Annotated in this window: 17 protein-coding genes; 10 read left to right on the top strand and 7 right to left on the bottom strand. The window is 45.7% G+C overall.

The annotated features are described in order from the left end of the window. Positions 1–95 precede the first annotated feature (95 nt). Together ACUTVW_RS18080 and ACUTVW_RS18085 are read left to right on the top strand one after the other, a co-directional pair. Positions 96–755, top strand: coding sequence for a M48 family metallopeptidase (locus tag ACUTVW_RS18080; protein WP_445647089.1), 660 nt, complete (start codon positions 96–98; stop codon positions 753–755). A 64-nt stretch (positions 756–819) separates the two neighbouring features. Continuing rightward, entirely contained in the window at positions 820–1,212 is a 393-nt protein-coding gene (locus tag ACUTVW_RS18085) for an iron chaperone (protein ID WP_445647071.1), read from the top strand. A 107-nt stretch (positions 1,213–1,319) separates the two neighbouring features. Here the strand turns inward: ACUTVW_RS18085 and ACUTVW_RS18090 are convergent, their stop codons facing one another. Next, a complete protein-coding gene (locus tag ACUTVW_RS18090) occupies positions 1,320–3,551 on the bottom strand; it encodes an S-layer homology domain-containing protein (RefSeq protein ID WP_445647072.1) in 2,232 nt (743 codons plus the stop codon). A gap of 192 nt (positions 3,552–3,743) precedes the next feature. Next, positions 3,744–4,346, bottom strand: coding sequence for a hypothetical protein (locus ACUTVW_RS18095; RefSeq protein WP_445647073.1), 603 nt, complete (start codon positions 4,344–4,346; stop codon positions 3,744–3,746). 192 nt (positions 4,347–4,538) lie between these two features. Between ACUTVW_RS18095 and ACUTVW_RS18100 the strand changes: the two genes are divergently transcribed. After that, positions 4,539–4,988: a hypothetical protein gene (locus ACUTVW_RS18100; protein ID WP_445647074.1), complete on the top strand. Its 450-nt coding sequence runs from the start codon at positions 4,539–4,541 to the stop codon at positions 4,986–4,988. A gap of 182 nt (positions 4,989–5,170) precedes the next feature. Here the strand turns inward: ACUTVW_RS18100 and ACUTVW_RS18105 are convergent, their stop codons facing one another. The 5 genes from ACUTVW_RS18105 to ACUTVW_RS18125 all read right to left on the bottom strand — a co-directional run bounded on the left by ACUTVW_RS18105 (position 5,171) and on the right by ACUTVW_RS18125 (position 11,976). Then, positions 5,171–6,409 (bottom strand): alginate O-acetyltransferase AlgX-related protein, encoded by a 1,239-nt coding sequence (locus ACUTVW_RS18105; RefSeq protein ID WP_445647075.1) that lies wholly within the window; start codon positions 6,407–6,409, stop codon positions 5,171–5,173. A 14-nt stretch (positions 6,410–6,423) separates the two neighbouring features. Continuing rightward, positions 6,424–7,845: an MBOAT family O-acyltransferase gene (locus tag ACUTVW_RS18110; RefSeq protein WP_445647076.1), complete on the bottom strand. Its 1,422-nt coding sequence runs from the start codon at positions 7,843–7,845 to the stop codon at positions 6,424–6,426. 32 nt (positions 7,846–7,877) lie between these two features. Beyond that, positions 7,878–9,056: a hypothetical protein gene (locus ACUTVW_RS18115; RefSeq protein ID WP_445647077.1), complete on the bottom strand. Its 1,179-nt coding sequence runs from the start codon at positions 9,054–9,056 to the stop codon at positions 7,878–7,880. A gap of 18 nt (positions 9,057–9,074) precedes the next feature. Next, the gene (locus ACUTVW_RS18120) at positions 9,075–11,351 is read right to left on the bottom strand and encodes a glycosyltransferase (RefSeq protein ID WP_445647078.1); all 2,277 of its coding nucleotides are present in this window, start codon (positions 11,349–11,351) and stop codon (positions 9,075–9,077) included. 220 nt (positions 11,352–11,571) lie between these two features. Then, complete coding sequence (locus ACUTVW_RS18125; protein ID WP_434753105.1) at positions 11,572–11,976, bottom strand: CBS domain-containing protein; 405 nt, start codon at positions 11,974–11,976, stop codon at positions 11,572–11,574. A gap of 175 nt (positions 11,977–12,151) precedes the next feature. Here ACUTVW_RS18125 and ACUTVW_RS18130 point away from each other — a divergent pair, with 175 nt between their 5' ends. The 7 genes from ACUTVW_RS18130 (at position 12,152) to ACUTVW_RS18160 (ending at position 19,899) form a co-directional block, all read left to right on the top strand. Continuing rightward, on the top strand, positions 12,152–14,329 hold the full coding sequence (locus tag ACUTVW_RS18130; RefSeq protein ID WP_445647079.1) for a penicillin-binding transpeptidase domain-containing protein: 2,178 nt from the start codon (positions 12,152–12,154) through the stop codon (positions 14,327–14,329). A gap of 175 nt (positions 14,330–14,504) precedes the next feature. Beyond that, positions 14,505–14,930: a VOC family protein gene (locus tag ACUTVW_RS18135; RefSeq protein ID WP_445647090.1), complete on the top strand. Its 426-nt coding sequence runs from the start codon at positions 14,505–14,507 to the stop codon at positions 14,928–14,930. Between the two features lie 235 nt (positions 14,931–15,165). Further along, on the top strand, positions 15,166–16,374 hold the full coding sequence (locus ACUTVW_RS18140; RefSeq protein ID WP_445647080.1) for a hypothetical protein: 1,209 nt from the start codon (positions 15,166–15,168) through the stop codon (positions 16,372–16,374). Positions 16,375–16,386: 12 nt separating this feature from the next. After that, the gene (locus ACUTVW_RS18145) at positions 16,387–17,538 is read left to right on the top strand and encodes a S1C family serine protease (protein ID WP_445647081.1); all 1,152 of its coding nucleotides are present in this window, start codon (positions 16,387–16,389) and stop codon (positions 17,536–17,538) included. Positions 17,539–17,745: 207 nt separating this feature from the next. Then, positions 17,746–18,351, top strand: coding sequence for a TetR/AcrR family transcriptional regulator (locus tag ACUTVW_RS18150; protein WP_445647091.1), 606 nt, complete (start codon positions 17,746–17,748; stop codon positions 18,349–18,351). Between the two features lie 21 nt (positions 18,352–18,372). Then, the gene (locus ACUTVW_RS18155) at positions 18,373–19,593 is read left to right on the top strand and encodes an MFS transporter (RefSeq protein ID WP_445647082.1); all 1,221 of its coding nucleotides are present in this window, start codon (positions 18,373–18,375) and stop codon (positions 19,591–19,593) included. A gap of 138 nt (positions 19,594–19,731) precedes the next feature. Continuing rightward, on the top strand, positions 19,732–19,899 hold the full coding sequence (locus ACUTVW_RS18160; RefSeq protein ID WP_445647083.1) for a DUF3934 family protein: 168 nt from the start codon (positions 19,732–19,734) through the stop codon (positions 19,897–19,899). Positions 19,900–20,307: the final 408 nt, after the last annotated feature.

The raw sequence follows: 20,307 nt of genomic DNA on the forward strand, positions 1-20,307 counted from the left end.
AATAACACTTCATCATAGATAAACAAGAACAATCACAGCTGTAAGCAAGCATCGACAAACAGCTCAATTTGTAGAAATGGAGTACCACAAACATGATTACCATTGAGATCCAGGGGCACATTGTTACATGTCATATCGAATTCGGCAAACGAAAAAAGGCGTCCATCACTATGGATCTTCCCTATATGGTCACCATTAAAGCACCAAACGGCACGAGTGAGGAAGTGATTCAGCAACTGGTTATGCAGCATGGAGCCGAGATTATACAAAAATCAGCCCGGATGCAGCAGGTGCTGGACGGTCCCCAGGCCAAGGAATACGAGAAAGAGGGCAAGGGATCATTCCTGCTCTTTGGAAAGGCTCACGCCCTGCAAGATTTAATCCCGGTAGAGGGATTTACCGAAGAGGAGCTGCGTGCGAATCTGAAAAAGTTTTATTTTGCCGAATGCAAACGCATGGTAGGTCAGCGCATTACACGTTATCAGCAGGAGCTGAAGGTGAAGCCGAAATCGATCGATATCGTGGAGTCTCCTACGAAATGGGGCAGTTGTAGCTGGGATAAAAAGCTGACGTTTAATTACCGCCTTGCCATGGCGCCACTGGAGGTCATTGATTACGTCATTATCCATGAGCTGTGCCATATTCATCATATGAATCATGACCGCTCGTTCTGGAGGCGTTTAGGTAGCATTATGCCGGATTACAAGGAAAAAGAAGATTATCTGATGCGTAATGGAAGGGCTATGACTTTATAGAGTCAATGTGAATAAAAATGCGCTATGTTGCTTGTTCAGACAAGTATGGCGGAAGGAGCGTAAGATGGATCAAAACATACAGTACTCGGAGCTAGTGAATGAATATATTGCAGCATTTCCAGTGGATGTGCAGTTGAAGTTACAGAGGTTAAGACAGATTATTCGTGAAGCGGCTCCGCTCGCTGAGGAAAAGATTAGTTACAAAATGCCTACCTATGCGCAGCATGGGAATCTGGTTCATTTTGCCGCATACACAAAACATATCGGGTTCTATCCCGCACCCAGCGGTATTCTGGCGTTCAAGGAACAGCTCTCCAGATTTAAGGGAGCAAAGGGCTCCGTGCAGTTTCCACTGGATGAGCCCTTGCCGGAGGAGCTGATTCGCCAGATTGTTGAATTCAGGGTAGAAGAAAATGTAGGGAATGCTCTGGAGAAAAAACGCAGCAAAAAAGAATAGATTGGAAATTCACAACCCTTCATTCCTTTCTATTAAATATCTACAACTATGTTTTCGCAAAAAAAACCGGATGAATTATCATCCGATGTCTCTTGTTTTAACATTTCTTAACTCTCTGTGTATTCGTTAACTGCCATTTTTCCTTCCTCTACACGAATAAAGTAGGAGTAATCTTCTTTTACATTCAAGTAAAGATTGAGGTGTTTGGTGTTTTGTTCATTTATCTTGACCGTCAGTTTGAAGCTTCCGTCTGCATCCAGCGTTACGTTTTCGGTCTGAATAGGCAGTACTTCTGGTGAAGGGCCATTGATATCAATTGGAATGGTGTGACCGGCATAGGCTTTAAACGTACCTCGCAAGGTCAAGGTGTGATCAACAGTATACTCGGCCTGAACAGTACCATCCGGGAGGTTACCCTTCTTCTCATTATGATCTACTTCAGTGACTTGTTCGGGTCTGCCCCAAGGTTCGAAGCCTTTGCCCTTTAAATTCCTCAGAAACACAACGGCTTCTGCCCGGGTGAATAATTCCTTGCCAGCATAACCTTCGACTGTAGCTGATGTTTTGCCAGAGGAGTAGCCCATATTCAGCAAATATTGAATGGCATCTTCATCTTTAATATAGTTTCTGCCGCCAAGGCTGGCGACAATAATAGCGACCTCTGTCCGATTGAGTGCATGCTTGCGCAGCTTGGGATTCCGAATACTGGCCTCGAGAGGCAGATTGAGTCTTGATGCATACGTATAGTAACGATCACTCCAGTTCGCACCTGGAGCATCGGTCTTATCCATATACCGCAGATATTTGGAGTGGGTATACATATTAAACAGCATGGAAAGAAACTCGGCTTCGCTTACCTGAGCATTGGGTCTGAAGGTGTCGTTTTCATACCCGGTAACCATATTTTGCTGAATAGCCCACAGAATATCATCTTTAGCCCAGTGAGTCTGAATATCTGTATAATGGAGCATTTTTTTGACTATGACCGTGACAACCGTTTCTTTTCCCGCAAAACGGATACGTAACTCGGTTTTACCGACCTGTGTCCCGACAATTTGACCATTCCGGATCGCGATCTTATCCGAAGATGCCGTGTAAGTCAGGTTAGAAAACGGAGTGTATGACTTTCCATCCCCAAGAATCGCTGTTACGGAGGGGATGTCTACAGTGTCTCCTACCCGCAAAGTTAGACTTGATTTTGCAGGTGTAATCTTGGTTAAAGTCGGATCCTGCCTGCCGTCTACATGGAAGAAACGTGTCGTATAGGAGATTTCAGCGGGAGAGCCGTCTTTCTTTTGCAGACCTGTGATATGTACTTGGAAGGTATCACCGTTTTTTAACAACTGCACATCATCAGGACGAAAAATAATAGCGCTGTTATCGCCGAAGTTGGATGTCTCGACATTAAAATAGGCTTGCTCAAACCAGCGTTTGTTTGAGGGGTCTACATTGTAATATTCCGAAGGGAATTCCGTATTCTCTTGCTGTTTAAATGTCCATTTCCGCTGATCAGAGGCCCGGATCATTTCAACTTGAATCTTTTCCAATTCAGGTTCTGCGAACACGTCCTTGTTTAATTGAACGGACCAGGCCTGCAGGGCACCGAAGGCTTCGATCGGGAAGGCACCTTGATTGGGGAAAAGACTGTAGTTATAAGGTGTAACCTGAGTTCTGCTTTGGTCAAAAACCTGCATGTTGCTATAATAACGAGTTAGCTCTTCCTCTTGATGAGCAGCCAGTCCGAATCCAATTCGCTGCAGCTTCGGGCTTAGTACCCAGCGCCGATGTCCCAACCGATCTATGTTCGACGCACCCGAATCATTCATGTAGCCCATGATGCTTCCGGCCAGTACATTGGATTTACCATTGCTGGTGAGATGCAAGTTAGATGAAGAAGCAGAGATATAGCCTTTATCAAAAAAATCCTTCGGCATATCTGCCGGTTGTTCAGGGTAATGGCTAAGCTGCCCACCGGTGGAGACAACAACAGACCCATGCTGAGCTTGCATATTTAATGCTGGGTCGAGTACAAGATCACCGGACATACCGGCAATATATCGATAGAAGTTGGCAGCGTTCAAACCCTGCTCGAGATATCTCTCATTAAGCGAGCCAGCAGAATAAGGGAAAACGGTGGAAGGTGTTTCGGTAAACATAGGGACCGTTTCATCAACCATCATCCATTGATTCCACTTTTGGTCGATTTCTTGCTGACTTCGCTCGGGGAGCAAGCTGTCGACCTGTTCTGCATGAGCGGTTTGTGTTCCGCCCAGGAGCAATAATAGGCCGGCGAGTGGCAGTGTAAGCAACGAACTGATTTTCATTTTTGTACCCATCATAATTCTTGTAAAACCCCTCTCATCTTCGGTACGCACCTGAAATATATGGTAATGTAACTTTATATATATCATCGTCTGTTTCGGTGATTTTGCTTAAGGTGAAATTTAGAACGGCACAAAAAAAGGACATAGGCTACCCTTAGACACAGGATAACGTATGTTCCTCTTGTATAACTTTCATCTTCAATTCGTTCAGCCCAGATTCAGATCGAAATCCGGCTGGCACATATAATCAATGGGGTACAGTTCATCCCGAGCCGAGATTAGCGCACGAAAGTGAAGATACAGATTGCCCGGTTGCTCTACAATCCCACCTGCACGAAAAGGAGACAGCTCAGCGACAACGAAGACATCCTCTGCGTTCGTACATCGGAAAATAACATTGTTCGGGTTAATGACTTCTTCCATGTAACTGTAAGTCATCACGTGAAAGGACTGTCCACGCCAGTTCGTCTGAATGACGCGATATGACTGCGTTCGGATCAAGTCCAAATAACGCTCCAACGGGAAAGTATGCTCCCACTGTGTGATATAACCTTTTTTATCTACATCAATGGTAAACTCCACGTCATAGCTCTCGTTAAACTCTTTCTGATATGTACCTTTCATCATTTTCATCGTATCAAAGTGTGATCCGAAGTCGGGATCAGTCACATAAGGGATCGCAATGAGTTCCGGATCAACATGTGCTGTAATTTGACTTGTTGTGGACGGGGACTGGTTATGCTTGGTTGGTCTCAGATCAATAGAACCGATCATACTTCCTGGAAAACCGGGACTGCAGCTTATTCGCATAGTCATCTCCTTTGAGGTGTAGTCCTTTATTTAGACGGAGATGCTGGAGGAAAGTTTCACCAATGTACTTCAGTGTCTATAGCTTTCTCCCTAATTCCAGCCCTCTCATTTGTGCAGCCCTCTACAATCATGCTACTCTCTAAATAGAGAAACGTTGGAATCAGACGTATAACATGGATGAGGGGGCTTGTGATGTTATCCACCAAAGTCATTGAACATTGCCGCGTGAAAGGCTGGTGGCATGAAGATGTACCGCCTGAATACGAGGAAGCACTGCGTAAGCTGGATATCGATTTGAACTCGGATTTTGCACAATTCTACCTGCATGCAGAGGATGGGCCGACGTTTTATAGCAGGCATCAGGAGCTGTATCAGATCTGTTGGGTAATTGAGAATACGGTTTACTTGCAAGATATGCATATATCGCAGCTTACACTTGGATTGCCTGAGGCTTACATTCCGCTGGACAGCTTCGAAGGGGAAGGTGGTTTTTTCTATAATCGCCAGACTGGTGAGGTTGTACTGGTTGAACTCGGCGAGTCGATTGAACGTTTCCTGAACGGAGAGAGCAAGCCGCAATGGGCGGATTTCAATGCCTTTCTGGAGTGGTATTTTGAATTGGCAGAAGTGACGACGCTGTAAAAAACGAAGAGATACCCAAGCATACGACGTTAGCATGTATAAGATGATGACCATTATTGTTGTAAACATGAATGTTCTTGATAATATTCGTTTTATTCTGGGTATACAGCAAAAGGGTACTTCCGTGGCTATGAATGCCAAGGGAGTACCCTATTACATGTTCCAACTCGATGAACGATATTTTACTTAGAACTGGTGTATTGACCCTCCGTTTTGTATTTTCCGTAAGGGAAAAACTCATCGACGAGATCTTGAGGTGAAATCGACACAAAGACATGATCCAGATCGGTCTTTTTCGCAAAATCTATAATGTCTCCCGTATAATAACGCGGGTCAATCAGATACACATCGGAGACAACCGTTGAGAGAAAAGAAATCATAGGCACGGCGAGCGAGTCCTTGATGAACATAACCTTGAGTCCGTTTGCATTGTCTTTATTCGTCACATGTACGATTCCCTGATTGCCATACAGATACGTAAAGTATTTATCGGCGGTCAGGTCGTAGGTAGCGCCTTTCACATTCAAAGGATATGTCGTTAAAAGCGAATCCTCAAAGCGGCCATTCAATGTGGCTTCCGTCTCACCCGTCTTAAAATAAAAAGAATAGTTGGTTTTGAACTTGGGATATATGAGATCGAAATCATCATCACCTGCGTAATATTTCCCGGTTTTGCGGCCTTGTGAGCCGATGAAGAAATCCTTATACGGGATTACATTGTAGTTGCTTATATCTGTAAAATAATGATTCGGATCGAGTGGCTTGTCGTACATGCCATCCAGATGATGAACCAACTGGCCGAAGGCCCAGAAAGCTGTTTTGATTTTCCAGTGATGATCGGTCGTGAAAAATAAATCCTTCGCCGGTATGCCGCTATCAAGCAATCCTTCACGCAGATCCAGCGTGTCGATACCAGCCTCATTCAGATGGGTGAGGAAACCATCGGCGGTTTCATTATTATAATTGTAAGGAATACCTTCCGGGAATGCCGTATGTCCACGTACATATTTGTCAGGTGTCATGACATAGGTAAGCTTGGTTTTTGCTCCTAATTGTGCCCAGAGCTTGGCAACCCGCTCAGAAAGTTCCTTTGTATCTGTAGGCCCTGTAGCAAAGTACGTATAGTGCAGCTTGCCCTCTGTATCTTTGACCACCTCGAAGTTATTCTCTTCGTTTTTCCACATGAGTGACTGTAAGTATCCGTAGGCTTCGATGAAACCAAACTTCTCAAAAACATGCTCATTGATATCTGCATCAAGCTCGTTAATGATACCTTTGGCATTGGAGAAACGGTAGTCTGCTGCCGCTAATGTCTTTTTCATAGGCTCCATGGACTGTATCATATTCAGGATAGATAACGTGGCGAGCACAAGAATGAAGAGGAAGGCGGTGATTCTCTTTTTGGCAAAAAAGCTATGCATATGGAATCCTTCTCTCAGAAATTAAAATAAATAAACGGGTTGTACGTGCCTTTGACCAGATAGGACACACACACGAGAAACAATGCAATGATGGTCACCGGGTAGATCAGTTCCAGTGGTTTACCGAAGCGAACACCATCCACCATCCATTTGTTCATCCGTAAAGCAAGTGGTGTCGAGAACAGAATGCCGAGAATGAAGAAAAGGGCGTATTCTTTCATGAACATCCAGGTTGTATCACTCCAGAAGCCGTTACCATAGAGTCCGAACATGTTGCCAAGGTAGTTGCCAGCCTGTAATAGGTCCGGTGAACGGAAAATGACCCATCCAATGACCACAACAAACATGGCATAGAAATGTCGGAGCGGAGCATAACGTGTGCTCTTATCCAGGTTGAAAATTTTCTCCAATGCAATGAACGCGAAGTTGATTAAACCCCAGATGACAAATGTCCATTCCGCCCCGTGCCAGATGCCCGTGAGTCCCCAGACGACCAGCAGATTACGGATCATCTTATCCTTGTTGCTGACGCGTGATCCTCCCAGCGGGAAGTAAACATATTCTTTGAACCAGGTACCGAGCGAGATGTGCCAGCGGCGCCAAAATTCGGTGATGGAGCGGGAGATATACGGATATTTGAAGTTTTCTTCAAATTTGAATCCAAACATAAGTGCCAGTCCAATCGCCATATCGGAATAACCCGAGAAGTCGAAATAAATCTGCAATGTATAGGCAATTGCCCCCAGCCAAGCCAGGCTTGAAGCCATATCACCTGTTCCACCCATGCTGAATGCATGATCGGCAACAATCGCCATGCTGTTGGATAACAGCACCTTTTTACTCAAACCCACGATGAACCGGCAGCAGCCGACTGCGAACTTGTCCCAGCTTTCCTTCCGATGGATCATCTGATCCGCAATCATGTTGTAACGCAGAATGGGCCCAGCGACTAGCTGGGGGAAGAAGGAGATATAGAGGGCGACATAAAACGGATTTTTCTGCACACTGCCATGTCCCCGGTACACATCAATAACGTAAGAGATCGCATGGAAGGTGAAAAAAGAAATGCCGAGTGGCAGCGCAATATGCGGAATGCTCAGGCCAAAGCCGGTGCTTTCATTGACAATGCGCAGGGCAAACGCCAGGTATTTATAAACAAACAGCATGCCCAGATTGGCAGCAAGCATCATTGTAATGATGGTATAGGCGGCATTGCGCCGATCCCGGTACTTGTCCACGAGCAGTGCAAAAACATAGTTCAGTACGATGGAGACCAGCATGACCAGCACAAAGCGGGGTTCACCCCATGCATAGAAGAACAGGCTTGCCACAAGCAGCAGCATATTTTTGAGTGTCACAGAAAATCGCAATATATAATATAGCCCCAATACTAGCGGCAAGAAATAAAATAAGAAGATTACACTGGAAAAGAGCACTGCCTTTCCTCCTTGAAGATAAAATAAAGAATCTACATTCTAAATAGTCGTTTGGACTTGCGATGATTCATCGGAAGTGGTTTGCCGGCTTGGGAGCTGTGCTGCCGTCTTTTCCAGAACCAATACGGGATAAGCATGGTGAGTCCCATAAGAAGAAGAGAAGTACGGATCACCCATTCCATCCATGGTTGTAACCATACGGAGGAAGGCTCCAGCACCTTGGGTACAAGGTCGGGCGAAGGGATGAAACGCGGCGTTCCATCCGCTTCCTTCATCTGCATCGCCGTGGAGCGATCAAGCTTGACGGTATAGTCGATGTTCCACTTCTGATCCACCCGAGCACGAACAGTCACCGAATCTGCCTTTGCGGCATCGGTTCGGAGAGTCAGCAGGCCATCGGATGTGATGGATACGCCCTGTACAGGAACAGCGAGCTGGAACATTACTTCCGATGTTCCCGAATTTTTCGGACTTGTCGTTGACAAACCAGTAACGGCATACCTTGCAACCGATTCACCAGCCACGGGTTTGACCACTCGTTCGTCTCCGATGATCATTGCAGAGGACAAACGGTTCTCTGTGCCTGCTTCTTTTGCCGGTACGATCTTGATGTTTCCAACGAGGTACTTCAGCTGTGCGTTTTCCGGTGTAGTCATCGTTATACCCCAGCTCAGAATTTTCTCTGGTGTGACTTGGCCAACCGTGGCTACGTGATTTCGAATCATGAGACTGGAAAAGGGAACACGAACCTCGCCTTCAAACCGCGGCTCCAGTCTAATCAATCCATCCACCGGATGAACCAGCTTGGGTTCCTTGGTCGCTTTGGGAATGACGATAACGTTACGTTGGTCGGACACCGTGAGTGCGGATTGATCTGCTCTTGTGATGACAACGTTTAGCGGCAGTGTCTGATCTGAATCACTGCGAATGGAGAACCTTAATTCGCTGTAGCCCGTCCAGTCCCTGTTCTGTAGCTCATACACATAAGCGGAGTAATATCCTTTTTTTAGCCCTTGAGTTGAGGTCTTGATCTGTAAGCTACCGCTGCGATTCAAACTGGATTGCACCTTGGCTCCGTTATTCCATACCTGCATGGGACGCTCGCTCCACTGAATCTGATCCGGCTGAGCAAAAGTCTTAGTAGTGGTGCCCAGGCTCCATAAACTTGTGAGAATTACGACAAGCAGCCATTGTTGCCATTTCGTACTCATGCTTTCTATGCCTCCACGTTATAAATAGGCCATCTCGTTCAGTTCATCATCCGAGATGAAGTTTTTGTCTTGTACTGGGCTTTTGGGTCTGCCGGCCTCTGTATAAGCCATATTCCACTGTTTCAAGAGGGCTTCGAGCGAAGGCATTTGTCCATTTCGGGCAATGTCCTGAATATTTTGGATGCGATACAGAATGCCATGTTTGCTTCGCATCGATTTTACCCATACACACTCCAGGACAATTTCTTCGCCAAGAGGCAAACGAATCTCATAGGCCATTTCCTGACGAGACATATCGACAAGCAAAAAATCATAGTTAAAGTCCAGCAGCGTAATGATTCCATATTCAGACGTTTCCAGTTCATGATTCAGCGGAATGCGTGCCAACTTGCGGTTGGACATGATGCCCATCTGTCCGCGTTTCACAAAATTCAGACGGATATCCTCGAATGTACTGATATCTTTGTCCAGTTTCTGAGGCAACGTAGGCTCGCGGTCATACACGATGTGCAGCAACTGGCGCTGCTCCGCTTCCGTGATCTCATGCACTTTAAACGCATATTTCCACTGGTTACCGAATGAAGTCACATGTGTTACTTTGGCGGTGAACTCACTCGCATAATGATCCGTCAGCAACCGCACAGTAAATTCGGCTTCGCTCGGGATGTATCTAGGGGTATCAAATACAATAGCAATCCCGCCTTCCGAAATATCGTGAGTAACACATGATAGAGTTTCATCTTCTGTAATCAGCGTACAATCGATGGCAGCAAGGACACGCTCATAGTTGCGAAACACCTTGCGTCCGCTTAGGAAAAAGATCGACATCATAATGTTGTAGAAATTGATCAACAGCCAATATAAAACGACGAGAAAACCGATCGTGCCCTGACTGAATGTCCAGTGAATACAATTCACAATACCTATGACCGACAACACGGCAAGAATCAGATGTGGAATGATCTGTTTGAGCTGGTAACTGCGATCGTTATGAGCACCGTCTTTACGGGTCACCGCAAATTTATTCATCGTGATGCCCAGTGTTTCCAGAATGACCGCAGGCAACAGAGACGGAAACAAGATGGTTTCGTACACATTGGTCCATTTCGTGGTTCGAATATTACCGGACAGCATGCGTAAGCACGTATTGGTTAACAGATACATGGGCAGCCAGAAGACTAGAATCTCCAGAATGGTACACTTCACCACGAGCACACCAAACACGGCAAACAGAATAGGTGACATGATGTACAGCACCCGTTTTAACCCAGAGTACCAATAGGTAATCGAAGAGATATAATTCAGCCTTTGGGCAAAGGTAAGCCCTCGCTTGAACAGGATGTTCATTTTTCTACCGGTTTGGATACACCCGCGTGCCCAGCGTTGGCGCTGCTTAATCAGGCTTTTCAGATCGCCCGGCGCAAGTCCGGAAGCAAGTACTTTGTTTGTGGCAAAACAACGATATCCCTTGCTCTGCATTTCAATGCCAGTGGCAAAATCCTCCGTAATGGAACCAGTATAGAAACCGCCAACATCCTCCAGCGCCTGCCTCGACAGTACCGTATTGGTTCCGCCATAGATGACGGAGTTGGATTTGTTTCGCCCAACCTGCACATCACGATAGAAGTAGTCCTGTTCATTCGGGATTCGGCCTTCCGAGTACAAATTGTATTGAAACTGATCGGGATTGTAGAAGCTTTGCGGAGTTTGAACGAAGCCAATCTTTTCTCCTGTCAGAAAATAAGGCACACAGGACGTCAGAAAATCATGCTTCGGAATCATATCGGCATCAAACGTGGCGATTAGAGGTGATGAAGAATGTTTCATGGCGTTGTTCAAGTTTCCAGCCTTGGCATGGATATGCTCGGTTCGGGTCAGGTAGTTGATCCCCATATGTGTGGCCAGCTCGCTCATCTCGGGACGATTGGAGTCGTCACATAGATAGATATGTACTTTGGAGCGATCCGGATAATCCATGTTGAGACAGCCGTTAATCGTTTTGAAGAGCAGGGAGGTTGGTTCATTATAGGTTGCAATAAAAACATCCACATCCGGATACAGTGACTCATCCATGGTGGGAAGTTCGGGATATTCAAGCCGGGTCATATTATAAAAATGCACAGCCAGTTCGAACATACCGATAAGTTCAACAATCAGGAGGGCAAGACCAGCGGTCACAGCGAGCGGGCCATGGCCGAAAGGAATGGTGAAAAATGTACGCCATATGACGTAAATACAAGACATAATCACCGTTGCGGTAACCAGCAATTTTTTGCGTGTGCTTAAACGATTCAAGGTACATACCTCTCTTTATTCATGTTGAAAGAATTAACGGGGGTAAAACAATTTATATGTCCATAGTACTATAGTTTTCTGAACGAATTCTGAACATCATGTTCAGGAAACTGCATAATACACAAAAAAAAGACGAGCCCATAGGCTCGTCTCCTTCGTAGTATGTCATGCAGACGGATTAACTCCAGCATAAGCCGGATCCTGTTACTCCGGATTCATTCTAATCCGATATGTTACGGGTGTAATATTCAATGATATCTTTACGACGAATGATTCCCAGAAAGACACGATCAATATCCACCACAGGTACAAAGTTTTGGTCTGCCGCAAGTGTCAGCATGTCCTCCATCTCTGCTTCGATGTACACGCACTCATTATAGATGCGATTACTGATCTCATTGACCTTCACTTGATCCATATTATCAAAGGTTAATCCTGGAGTATTGCGCATTTTCCATAACAGATCACCTTCGGACAGAGTAGCAACATATTTTCCATCCGGATCAATTACGGGAATGGCGGTGTAGTGGTGCGATTCCAACTGCTCAATAGCATCTTTCATGGAAGCGGTAGACTCGATATAGGCCACTTCGGCTTTTGGGAGTAAAAAATAGCTGATTTCCATCATCGGGCTCCTTTTCAGCCTTTTGCATCGCAAAAAAGCTTTAGTATGTAATTCACTATTCTTATTTAAACATATTATGTGAGCTTAAGGCTATTTTTAATGACAAATTCATCAGATTTGTTACATTGTTTAATCTGCACAGGAAATTTATAGTATAGAGTAGAGGTGATGTGACGTGAAATCCAAACGTAAATTATTATACGGATTGCTGCCCATCCTGTTTGCAGGTGGCATCGGAATGTATCTTTATATGCAGAATAATGATAAACCAGAGGAAGCAAAACCCCAGACAACCGTAAATCAGTACATAGAGCATTTGCAAAAGAAAGAGTTTGACCAGCTGTATTCGTTGATGTCACCTGCTTCGTTGAGCGAGGCGGACATGACTAAGGAACAGTTTGTCGAGAAATACAATGCCATTTATTCAGGAATGCAGATTTCTGCCATTAAGGCTGAACTACAACCAGAGAAGGTTGCTGGAGCCGCGACTGACACTCAAAAATCAGGAACTGAAAGTGGGGCCAACACGGAGACGCAGGTTGAATCAAATGCAGCGGCAGATGATGATGAGACCAAGGATAAGTCAAAACAAGCTGTAAGTAATCCTGATCTCTACCAGACGGATTATAATTTACACCTGACCACGTTTTTGGGCGAAGTCAACGAGACACATACATTAAAACTGGTTCGACAGGAACTTGAGGATGGCAACAAAGTCTGGCAGATTAACTGGCATCCATCGCTTATTCTCAGTGACATGGTGAAGGGAAGCAAAGTTCGGGTGAAAACACTATTTCCGAATCGAGGAGATATTGTAGATCGTGACGGACTACCGCTGGCGACGCAAGGCACAATGAATGAGTGGGGCATTGTTCCTGAGAAACTGGGAGAGAACCCGGATCAGATGATGGCACGCATCGCAGAACATTACAAGGTGTCTGTCCAGGGTATTCAGAAAGCCATCAGCCAGACATGGGTAAAACCTGAATTTTTTGTGCCAATCGGTTCCACGGAGGAGTTCGATGTACCGGGTTCTCTTCGCGGAGTTGCTCTGCAAAGCAAGGAAATCCGCTATTATCCGCTTGGTGAGGCAGCGGCTCATCTGATCGGATATGTACGCAAGGCTACCAAGGAAGATCTGGACAAAGATAAGGAAGGATATTACCGTGCGGAAGACTGGATCGGCAAATCTGGACTGGAGCAGTCCATGGAGAAGCAGCTACGCGGAGAGCGCGGAGGTCTGATCGAGATCACCGATGAAGCGGGCAACACGCGTTCCGAATTGATTCGTAAGGATGCAGTGGATGGCAAGGATGTGCAGCTAACCATCAGCTCCGCACAGCAGAAAAAGCTGTATCAAACACTGGCTGGAGGCGGTGACGCCGGGGCGATGGTGATGATGAATCCCAAGGATGGGAACCTGCTCGCGATGGCTAGTTCGCCTTCCTATAATCCGAATAAAATGGTTACGGGTCTGGCTCAGGCTGAGTGGGATGCCTATTCGGCGAATGAAAAGCTTCCTTTTATCAATCGAGTGACGACACGTTACGCTCCCGGCTCAACCTTCAAAGCAATTACTGCAGCGGCAGGGCTCACGGAGAAAGTAACCACGGCGGACAAAACCCATGATACTTCTGGTTTGCAATGGCGGAAAAACGACAGCTGGGGCGGATATTACGTTAAACGGGTGAAAAGCCTGAGTCCTGTAAATATGGTGGATGCCCTGGTGTATTCGGACAATATTTATTTTGCGATGGAAGCGACAGAGATGGGCAGTGCGAAGTTTATCGAGGGAATTCAGAAATTTGGGTTCGGGAACAATTTCGGACTGGATGAACTGTACTTGAAGCCAAGCCAGTATGCTAACGAAGCACACAGGGATTTGGCCTCGGAGGTGCTGCTAGCCGATACGTCATATGGTCAAGGTGAGATGTTAATGTCACCTATTCATCTGGCTGCAGCATTTACACCGTTTGTGAATGAAGGCAAGCTGGTGAAACCTGTACTGATTGTTGGAAAAGAAACCTCTGATCCTGAGGTGATCATCACACCGGATGTAGCCAATACCGTTACCGACGCACTCAAACAAGTCGTGTCTCGTCAAGGCGGGACGGCACATGCACTCAGCTCGATTGCTGGCGGTCTGGCAGGCAAAACAGGAACCGCCGAATTGAAAGCGAAAAAGGGCGAGCAAGGTAAGGAGAATGGATTTTTCGTCACCTTTGATACGGAATCGCCGTCGTTCCTGCTGGCAGCCGTGATCGAAGAGGTGAATGGCCGTGGCGGCAGCCACTATGTGGTGGATCGTCTGAAGCCGTTCCTGGAGAAGTTGCAGCTTGAGCCGCAAACGTAATCCAGAGATGCTACTCTTACTGTAATGAGTGAAAAGAACAAACAAAAAAACGCGCTTTGGCTGAATCCACATGGATTAACCAAAGCGCGTTTTTTATTATAACCCGAATTGACAGCGCATACGTGAGATGATATTTTGGGGTGGAATCTATTCTAGGAATCCGAGGTGATCGATGGTGGCTGTTCGCGCAAATCAGATTTTTGTCAACTTGCCTGTCCAGGATTTGAAGAAGTCGGTTGATTTCTTTACGAAAGTGGGATTTGAGTTCAATGCCCAGTTTACGGATGATAAGGCTACCTGTATGATTGTCGGAGACAATATCTTTGTCATGCTCCTGGTGGAGGAACGGTTCCAATCCTTTATTACGAAAAAAATAGCAAATGCGGCTGATACAGCTGAAGTAATCGTTGCCCTGTCTGTTGGTTCCCGGGAGCAAGTAGATGCCATTGCACAAGCTGCTCTTGATGCAGGAGCGAAGCCATATAACGAACCCCAGGATCATGGATTCATGTATGGACGGAGCTTTCAAGACCTGGACAACCATCTGTGGGAAGTCTCTTATATCAATATGAGTGCTTTTCCTTCGAATCAGACGGAATAGATCCGTATCCGGTGAATTTGCGGAATATACACCAAGGCTCTCCTGACAACAGGAGGGTCTTTTTTGTTTTTTCGCCGAGAATATATGGTGCATTTTACCTTTTTGCTATATGATAAATGTCGATTCACCCCGATATGAAGCAACACATAATCTAAAGTGGGTATCCATACAACAGCTCTAACCAACAACAGATCACAGATTTGAATATACATACGCTTAGTTTGGAGGGATCAAGATGTATTGTCACATATGCGGGACGAAAAATAACGCTGGGGAAAAGCACTGTCAGAAGTGTGGAACCCCGCTGAAACAAGCCAGCTCCACAGAGGAGCAAATCTGGTCAGAGCCGGCAGGGCTGGAACCTCGCAACGCATCTGCGACCGGAACGGAGAGTAAGCGCAAGAGCAGTCCGTTTCTGTGGGTAATTCCACTGCTGCTTGCAGCGATTATGGGCGCGTTGTTGACGTATTATTATAATAAGGAAAATCTCATTAATGCTCATGTGAAGACGCTGCATATGGAGGCGGAGAAGGCTGCGCTGGGCGGGCAATACGCAGAAGCTTTGGATCTGCTGGACAGAGCTCTTGCCCAAAGACCAGATGTAAAAGCGCTTGTTCAAGACAGACAGATTACGGCGAAAGCAAATGAACTATGGAAACAGATGGACGAAGCCGCTAATTTGCTCAAAACAGGCAAGCTGTCCGAAGCAGATAAAATCATTCAAGTCGCGGCAAAAACATTAAATGAACGGCCAGAGCCGGTATTTGATAAAGCAAGGGCAGCCTGGAACAATCGAAAGGTAACCCTGGCTGTTTTGAAAGTGAAAAAGGAAATTGATCAGTTAACAACTGTGGAGGCACTCGCTGATAAACTCAAAACGATATCCAAGCTAAGCGGTAAGGAAGCTGAAGCTGTGCAGAAGCAGATTACGGATAAGCTGGCAGGGATCAGTTACAAGCAGGCAGAGCAGCAAGTGAAGAAGCGTGATTTTACAGCAGCACTGCAAACGGTGGACAACGGATTATCTTATGCACCGGATGACCAGAAGCTGGCCAAATACCGGGATGAAGTCCTGCGTGAGAAGAAGGCGTTTGAGAAAGCAGAGGAAGAACGAATTCGACTTGCAGAGCAGCAGGCAGCCGAGGAGGAGCTTCGGAATCGTACAGGGGCGGTATATGTAACCGATCTGTCTGCCGAGCTGGATGAGTATGGAGACTTGCATATTAGCGGGTCGGTGTTTAATCAGGGAACACGTCCAATTTCGTCCGTGGCTCTTATTGTTAATATTAATTCCTCCAATGGCGATTATATTGGCGAGACCGATGCTTATGTGTATCCGGCTATATTGGATGTAGGTGCAGAGGGGTATTTTGAAACTTCCTATTATGGGGTATATGAAGCAGCAAATGTGACGATTACGAATGCATCTTGGTATGTGGAGTAGGAGGACAATAAAATGAGCAAACGTGTGTGGGGAGCGATTATCTCCAGTGCAGTTATCATTGGAGCCGGGGCTGGAGGAGTGTTCTGGATTCATCAGCATACAGCGGATGAGCTGGCAATCGTACCTAAACTGGCTGTTGCCTCCTCTAAACAGGATGAGAAGCCCAGTGCAAAGGCAACTTCAAAGACTACGGATAAAAAAACACGTAAACAGATTATTGAAGATAGTCAGAAAAAAGTAGTTACGATTGAAAGTAGCGACGGTCTGGGCTCTGGCTTCTTATATAATAACAAGGGTGATGTCATCACCAATGCGCATGTCGTCGAGGGTTCCAAAGAGGTGACGATCCGCACCTTGGATCATCAGGAATATCAGGGTACGGTGATTGGCTTTGGCGAAGAGACGGATGTGGCTGTTGTTAGAGTCCCGGAGCTGGTGAAAATAGAACCTCTACCCATCGCATCGGCTAAAGCGGAAGTTGGCGATGAGATTCTTGCACTCGGAAGTCCGCTGGGGTTTGAAAATACGGTCACCACCGGTATTATTAGCGGACTTGACCGCAGCTTTGAAATACCGCCTTATATATACACCAATCTGTACCAGATCTCCGCTCCGATTACGAACGGTAACAGCGGTGGCCCGCTGATTAACGCCGAGACGGGAGAAGTACTTGGCATTAATTCGACGGTGGTGAAGCAGGAAGGCGGAATCGGATTCAGTATCCCCATCAGTAGTGTATTGAAACAGGTGCAGCAATGGTCTGAGCGCTCACCTGACGCCCAAACAGTGAAGACAGTTCGCGACTCATCTTTCCAGACTTCCTCCGCTGCTTTATCCGAAGCGGAAGCCTTGGTTACTGACTTTTACAGCTCCCTGAGTATGAGTGATTATGTGTCTGCTTATGCCTTGCTCGGAAGTGATTGGCAGAGCGGCACGAGTTATGCCAAGTTCCGTGAAGGTTACACGAATACCAGCTACGTAAGTCTGGAAAAGGTTTCGTCTACGAGCGCGAGTAAGGACGAGATGGAAGTAAGCGGTGTGATTGCTGCTGAAGAACGCAAGGATGGAGAATATGTAACGAATCGGTATAATGTGACCTACCAGGTCGGATACGAGAATGGTCAATTGAAGATACTGCATGGACAGGGTAAAAAGATAAAATAGCATGTCGCGTTGACGATCAAGATTAACCAGTAGATGCTTGGTTCAAATGGATTAATGCAATGGAATTGGCCTATGCAATTAATATTATATTATCACGGGGGATTCGCAGGAGAGCGAGTTCTCCTTTTTATATTGCGGGTCAGTTATATATTTGATAGAATACAGAACGAATGTTCAGTATACAAGAATGGAGTGAAGTGAGTGAGTTTGAATAAAAAGCAGCTCCAGTCCGAGCAGACCAAGAAAAAACTTGCGGATGCATCCAAAGCCCTTTTTGTACAAAAAGGATTTAAGGCAACTTCTATAGAGGATATCGTCGCGGCGACAGGAAGCAGCAAGGGGAATATTTATTATCATTTTAAAAGCAAAGAAGGGCTCTTTCTCTATCTTATTGATGAATGGGATCGGGAGTGGGAAGCAAGCTGGAAGTCCAAAGTGCATCTGTATCACACTTCTACCGAGAAAATCTATGGCCTGGCGGAACAGCTTATTATGGATGATATCAACCATCCTTTAACGAAAGCGGCAGATGAGTTCTTCACTGGAGCGCAAAAAGAGAATGATATTGAGGAACGAATCGCTGTATTGTTTGAGCGGCACATTCAATTCAATAAACAGCTGATTCAGGAAGGAATAGATAGCGGAGAGTTTAACGAGCAAAATGTAGATCATCTCGCGCTCATTCTGGAAAGCACCATTATTGGGCTTAGCCAAATGTCACGAAAACTTGAGCCTGACGAGGCTCTCGCATTGTATCGTCAGGCCGCCAGTGTATTTCTTCACGGGATTGCCAAGGATAAACAGCATAATTAGACAACGATGGAGGATGGAATCATGGCTTTACTGACGCGTAACAGGGGCGCGCTGCTGCTGTTGATGTTGAATATTTTTCTCGTATTTATGGGTATTGGTCTGGTTGTACCGATCATGCCTGCTTACATGAACTTGCTTCATATTACGGGCTTTACGATGGGACTTCTGTTCGCAGCATTTTCTTTCACACAGTTTCTGTTCTCTCCGGTAGCGGGCAGGTGGTCAGACCAGTGGGGACGCAAAAAGATTATCGTATTCGGAATGTTAATCTTTGCGGTGTCTGAATTTATGTTTGGTGCGGTGAATGCACCTTATCTGCTCTTCGCAGCCCGGATGTTGGGTGGTATTGGCGCAGCGTTGATCTTTCCGGCAGTTATGGCCTACACGGCTGATATAACAACGGAAGAAGAGCGTGGCAAAGGCATGGGGCTCATAAATGCAGCCATCTCGACAGGTTTTATTATTGGACCAGGAATCGGCGGTTATATCGCAGAGTTTGGCATACGGGTTCCGTTTTACGCTGCAGGTGTTGCCGGTTTACTGGCTGCGATAATGACGCTTATCATTTTGCCTGAATCCGAGCGGAGCACGAGTGAGCAAACTGCACCTGAAAAAAGTGTGGCAAAAGTAAAAGCACCGGGTATGGTCACTCAACTTGTAAACTCTTATCGGGAGCCGTACTTTTTTAGTTTGATTATCGTCTTTGTTATGGCTTTTGGTTTGGCTAACTACGAGACTGTATTCTCACTGTTTGTAGATCATAAGTTTGGTTTCACAACCAAAGATATCGCGTTCATTATTACGTTTGGTTCTATTGCCGGTGCAGTCGTGCAGGTATCCCTGATTGGCTGGCTACTGAACACATTTGGTGAGAAGAAAGTGATCAGTGTGTGCCTGTTGTTTGTCTCTATATTTGTATTATTAACTTTGTTTGTTCACACGTACTGGCTGATCCTTGTTGTAACATTTACCGTCTTCCTGGGTATGGATATTTTACGCCCGGCGATCAGTACGCAGATGTCCAAGTTGGCTGAAGAGCAGCAGGGGTTTGTCGCCGGATTGAACTCCGCATACACCAGTCTGGGCAACATCGCTGGGCCGATCGTAGCGGGTGCCCTGTTTGACGTAAACATTAATTATCCTTATGTTTCAGCTGCAGCCGTTCTGGCTATCTGTTTCCTGTTATCGTTACGTGTACTGAGAAGTGTTAAGTCGGTAGAAGAGCCTAAGGTGCAAGTATAATTTTTCTACATTTAAACGTGAACACTTCAATTTTGGTATAATAAGAATTGCTGGAAGTGAATCACCTAGGCTAGGTTACAATGGAATGTTACCGAAGAAGATCATTTTAGGCATAGACAGGATTATTGGAGTGATACGATGAGCAAAGCAAAAGGCAAGGGCGGCACAGGCCGTGGAACGGGTAAAAAGGGATGGAATCGCTGGCAAGCCGCTGCTAACCGAGCAAAAAGTGCCCCGAAACCTTATAAAAGCAAAGGTACCAAGAATAAAGAAAATTCCGAATCAGCAGCAGACAAGTCCGAGTAAACGGGCAATGGAAGATGCAGAGCTGAACCAAAAGGATGCTTGTTAAAGAGCAGTAGTTTTTTAGATGCGGTAAGCCTATCTGAAGAACTGCTGTTTTTTTTATGCACATATAAGGAAATAGACATCTAGGAAGGTTCCTTCTATATAGAGGGGGAAGTATTTAAAGTGGAGTTCATTCCTTATTGAAAATCCGTTCCATAATATGGAGTGATATATTTAATAAATAATACTTTACAACTGGAGGCGATACGTGGTATATTCTTATTCCGGCCAAGAAAACACAGTTTATACGGTGCGGCAAGCGAATGAAAACAAGCTTCGAAAGAAACTTGAAAAAAGTGCTTGCAAGGTTGGTTCGGACATGATAATATATAAGAGTTGCTGAAACGAACTGGTTTTGGTAGCGGA

Source organism: Paenibacillus sp. TSA_86.1 (genome assembly GCF_052691815.1).

Coding starts and splice junctions, on each gene's coding strand:
- ACUTVW_RS18140 (WP_445647080.1), top strand. CDS start 15,166: ATGTATTGTCACATATGCGGGACGAAAAATAACGCTGGGGAAAAGCAC.
- ACUTVW_RS18090 (WP_445647072.1), bottom strand. CDS start 3,551: ATGATGGGTACAAAAATGAAAATCAGTTCGTTGCTTACACTGCCACTC.
- ACUTVW_RS18155 (WP_445647082.1), top strand. CDS start 18,373: ATGGCTTTACTGACGCGTAACAGGGGCGCGCTGCTGCTGTTGATGTTG.
- ACUTVW_RS18100 (WP_445647074.1), top strand. CDS start 4,539: ATGTTATCCACCAAAGTCATTGAACATTGCCGCGTGAAAGGCTGGTGG.
- ACUTVW_RS18160 (WP_445647083.1), top strand. CDS start 19,732: ATGAGCAAAGCAAAAGGCAAGGGCGGCACAGGCCGTGGAACGGGTAAA.
- ACUTVW_RS18085 (WP_445647071.1), top strand. CDS start 820: ATGGATCAAAACATACAGTACTCGGAGCTAGTGAATGAATATATTGCA.
- ACUTVW_RS18115 (WP_445647077.1), bottom strand. CDS start 9,056: ATGAGTACGAAATGGCAACAATGGCTGCTTGTCGTAATTCTCACAAGT.
- ACUTVW_RS18095 (WP_445647073.1), bottom strand. CDS start 4,346: ATGCGAATAAGCTGCAGTCCCGGTTTTCCAGGAAGTATGATCGGTTCT.
- ACUTVW_RS18125 (WP_434753105.1), bottom strand. CDS start 11,976: ATGGAAATCAGCTATTTTTTACTCCCAAAAGCCGAAGTGGCCTATATC.
- ACUTVW_RS18105 (WP_445647075.1), bottom strand. CDS start 6,409: ATGCATAGCTTTTTTGCCAAAAAGAGAATCACCGCCTTCCTCTTCATT.
- ACUTVW_RS18145 (WP_445647081.1), top strand. CDS start 16,387: ATGAGCAAACGTGTGTGGGGAGCGATTATCTCCAGTGCAGTTATCATT.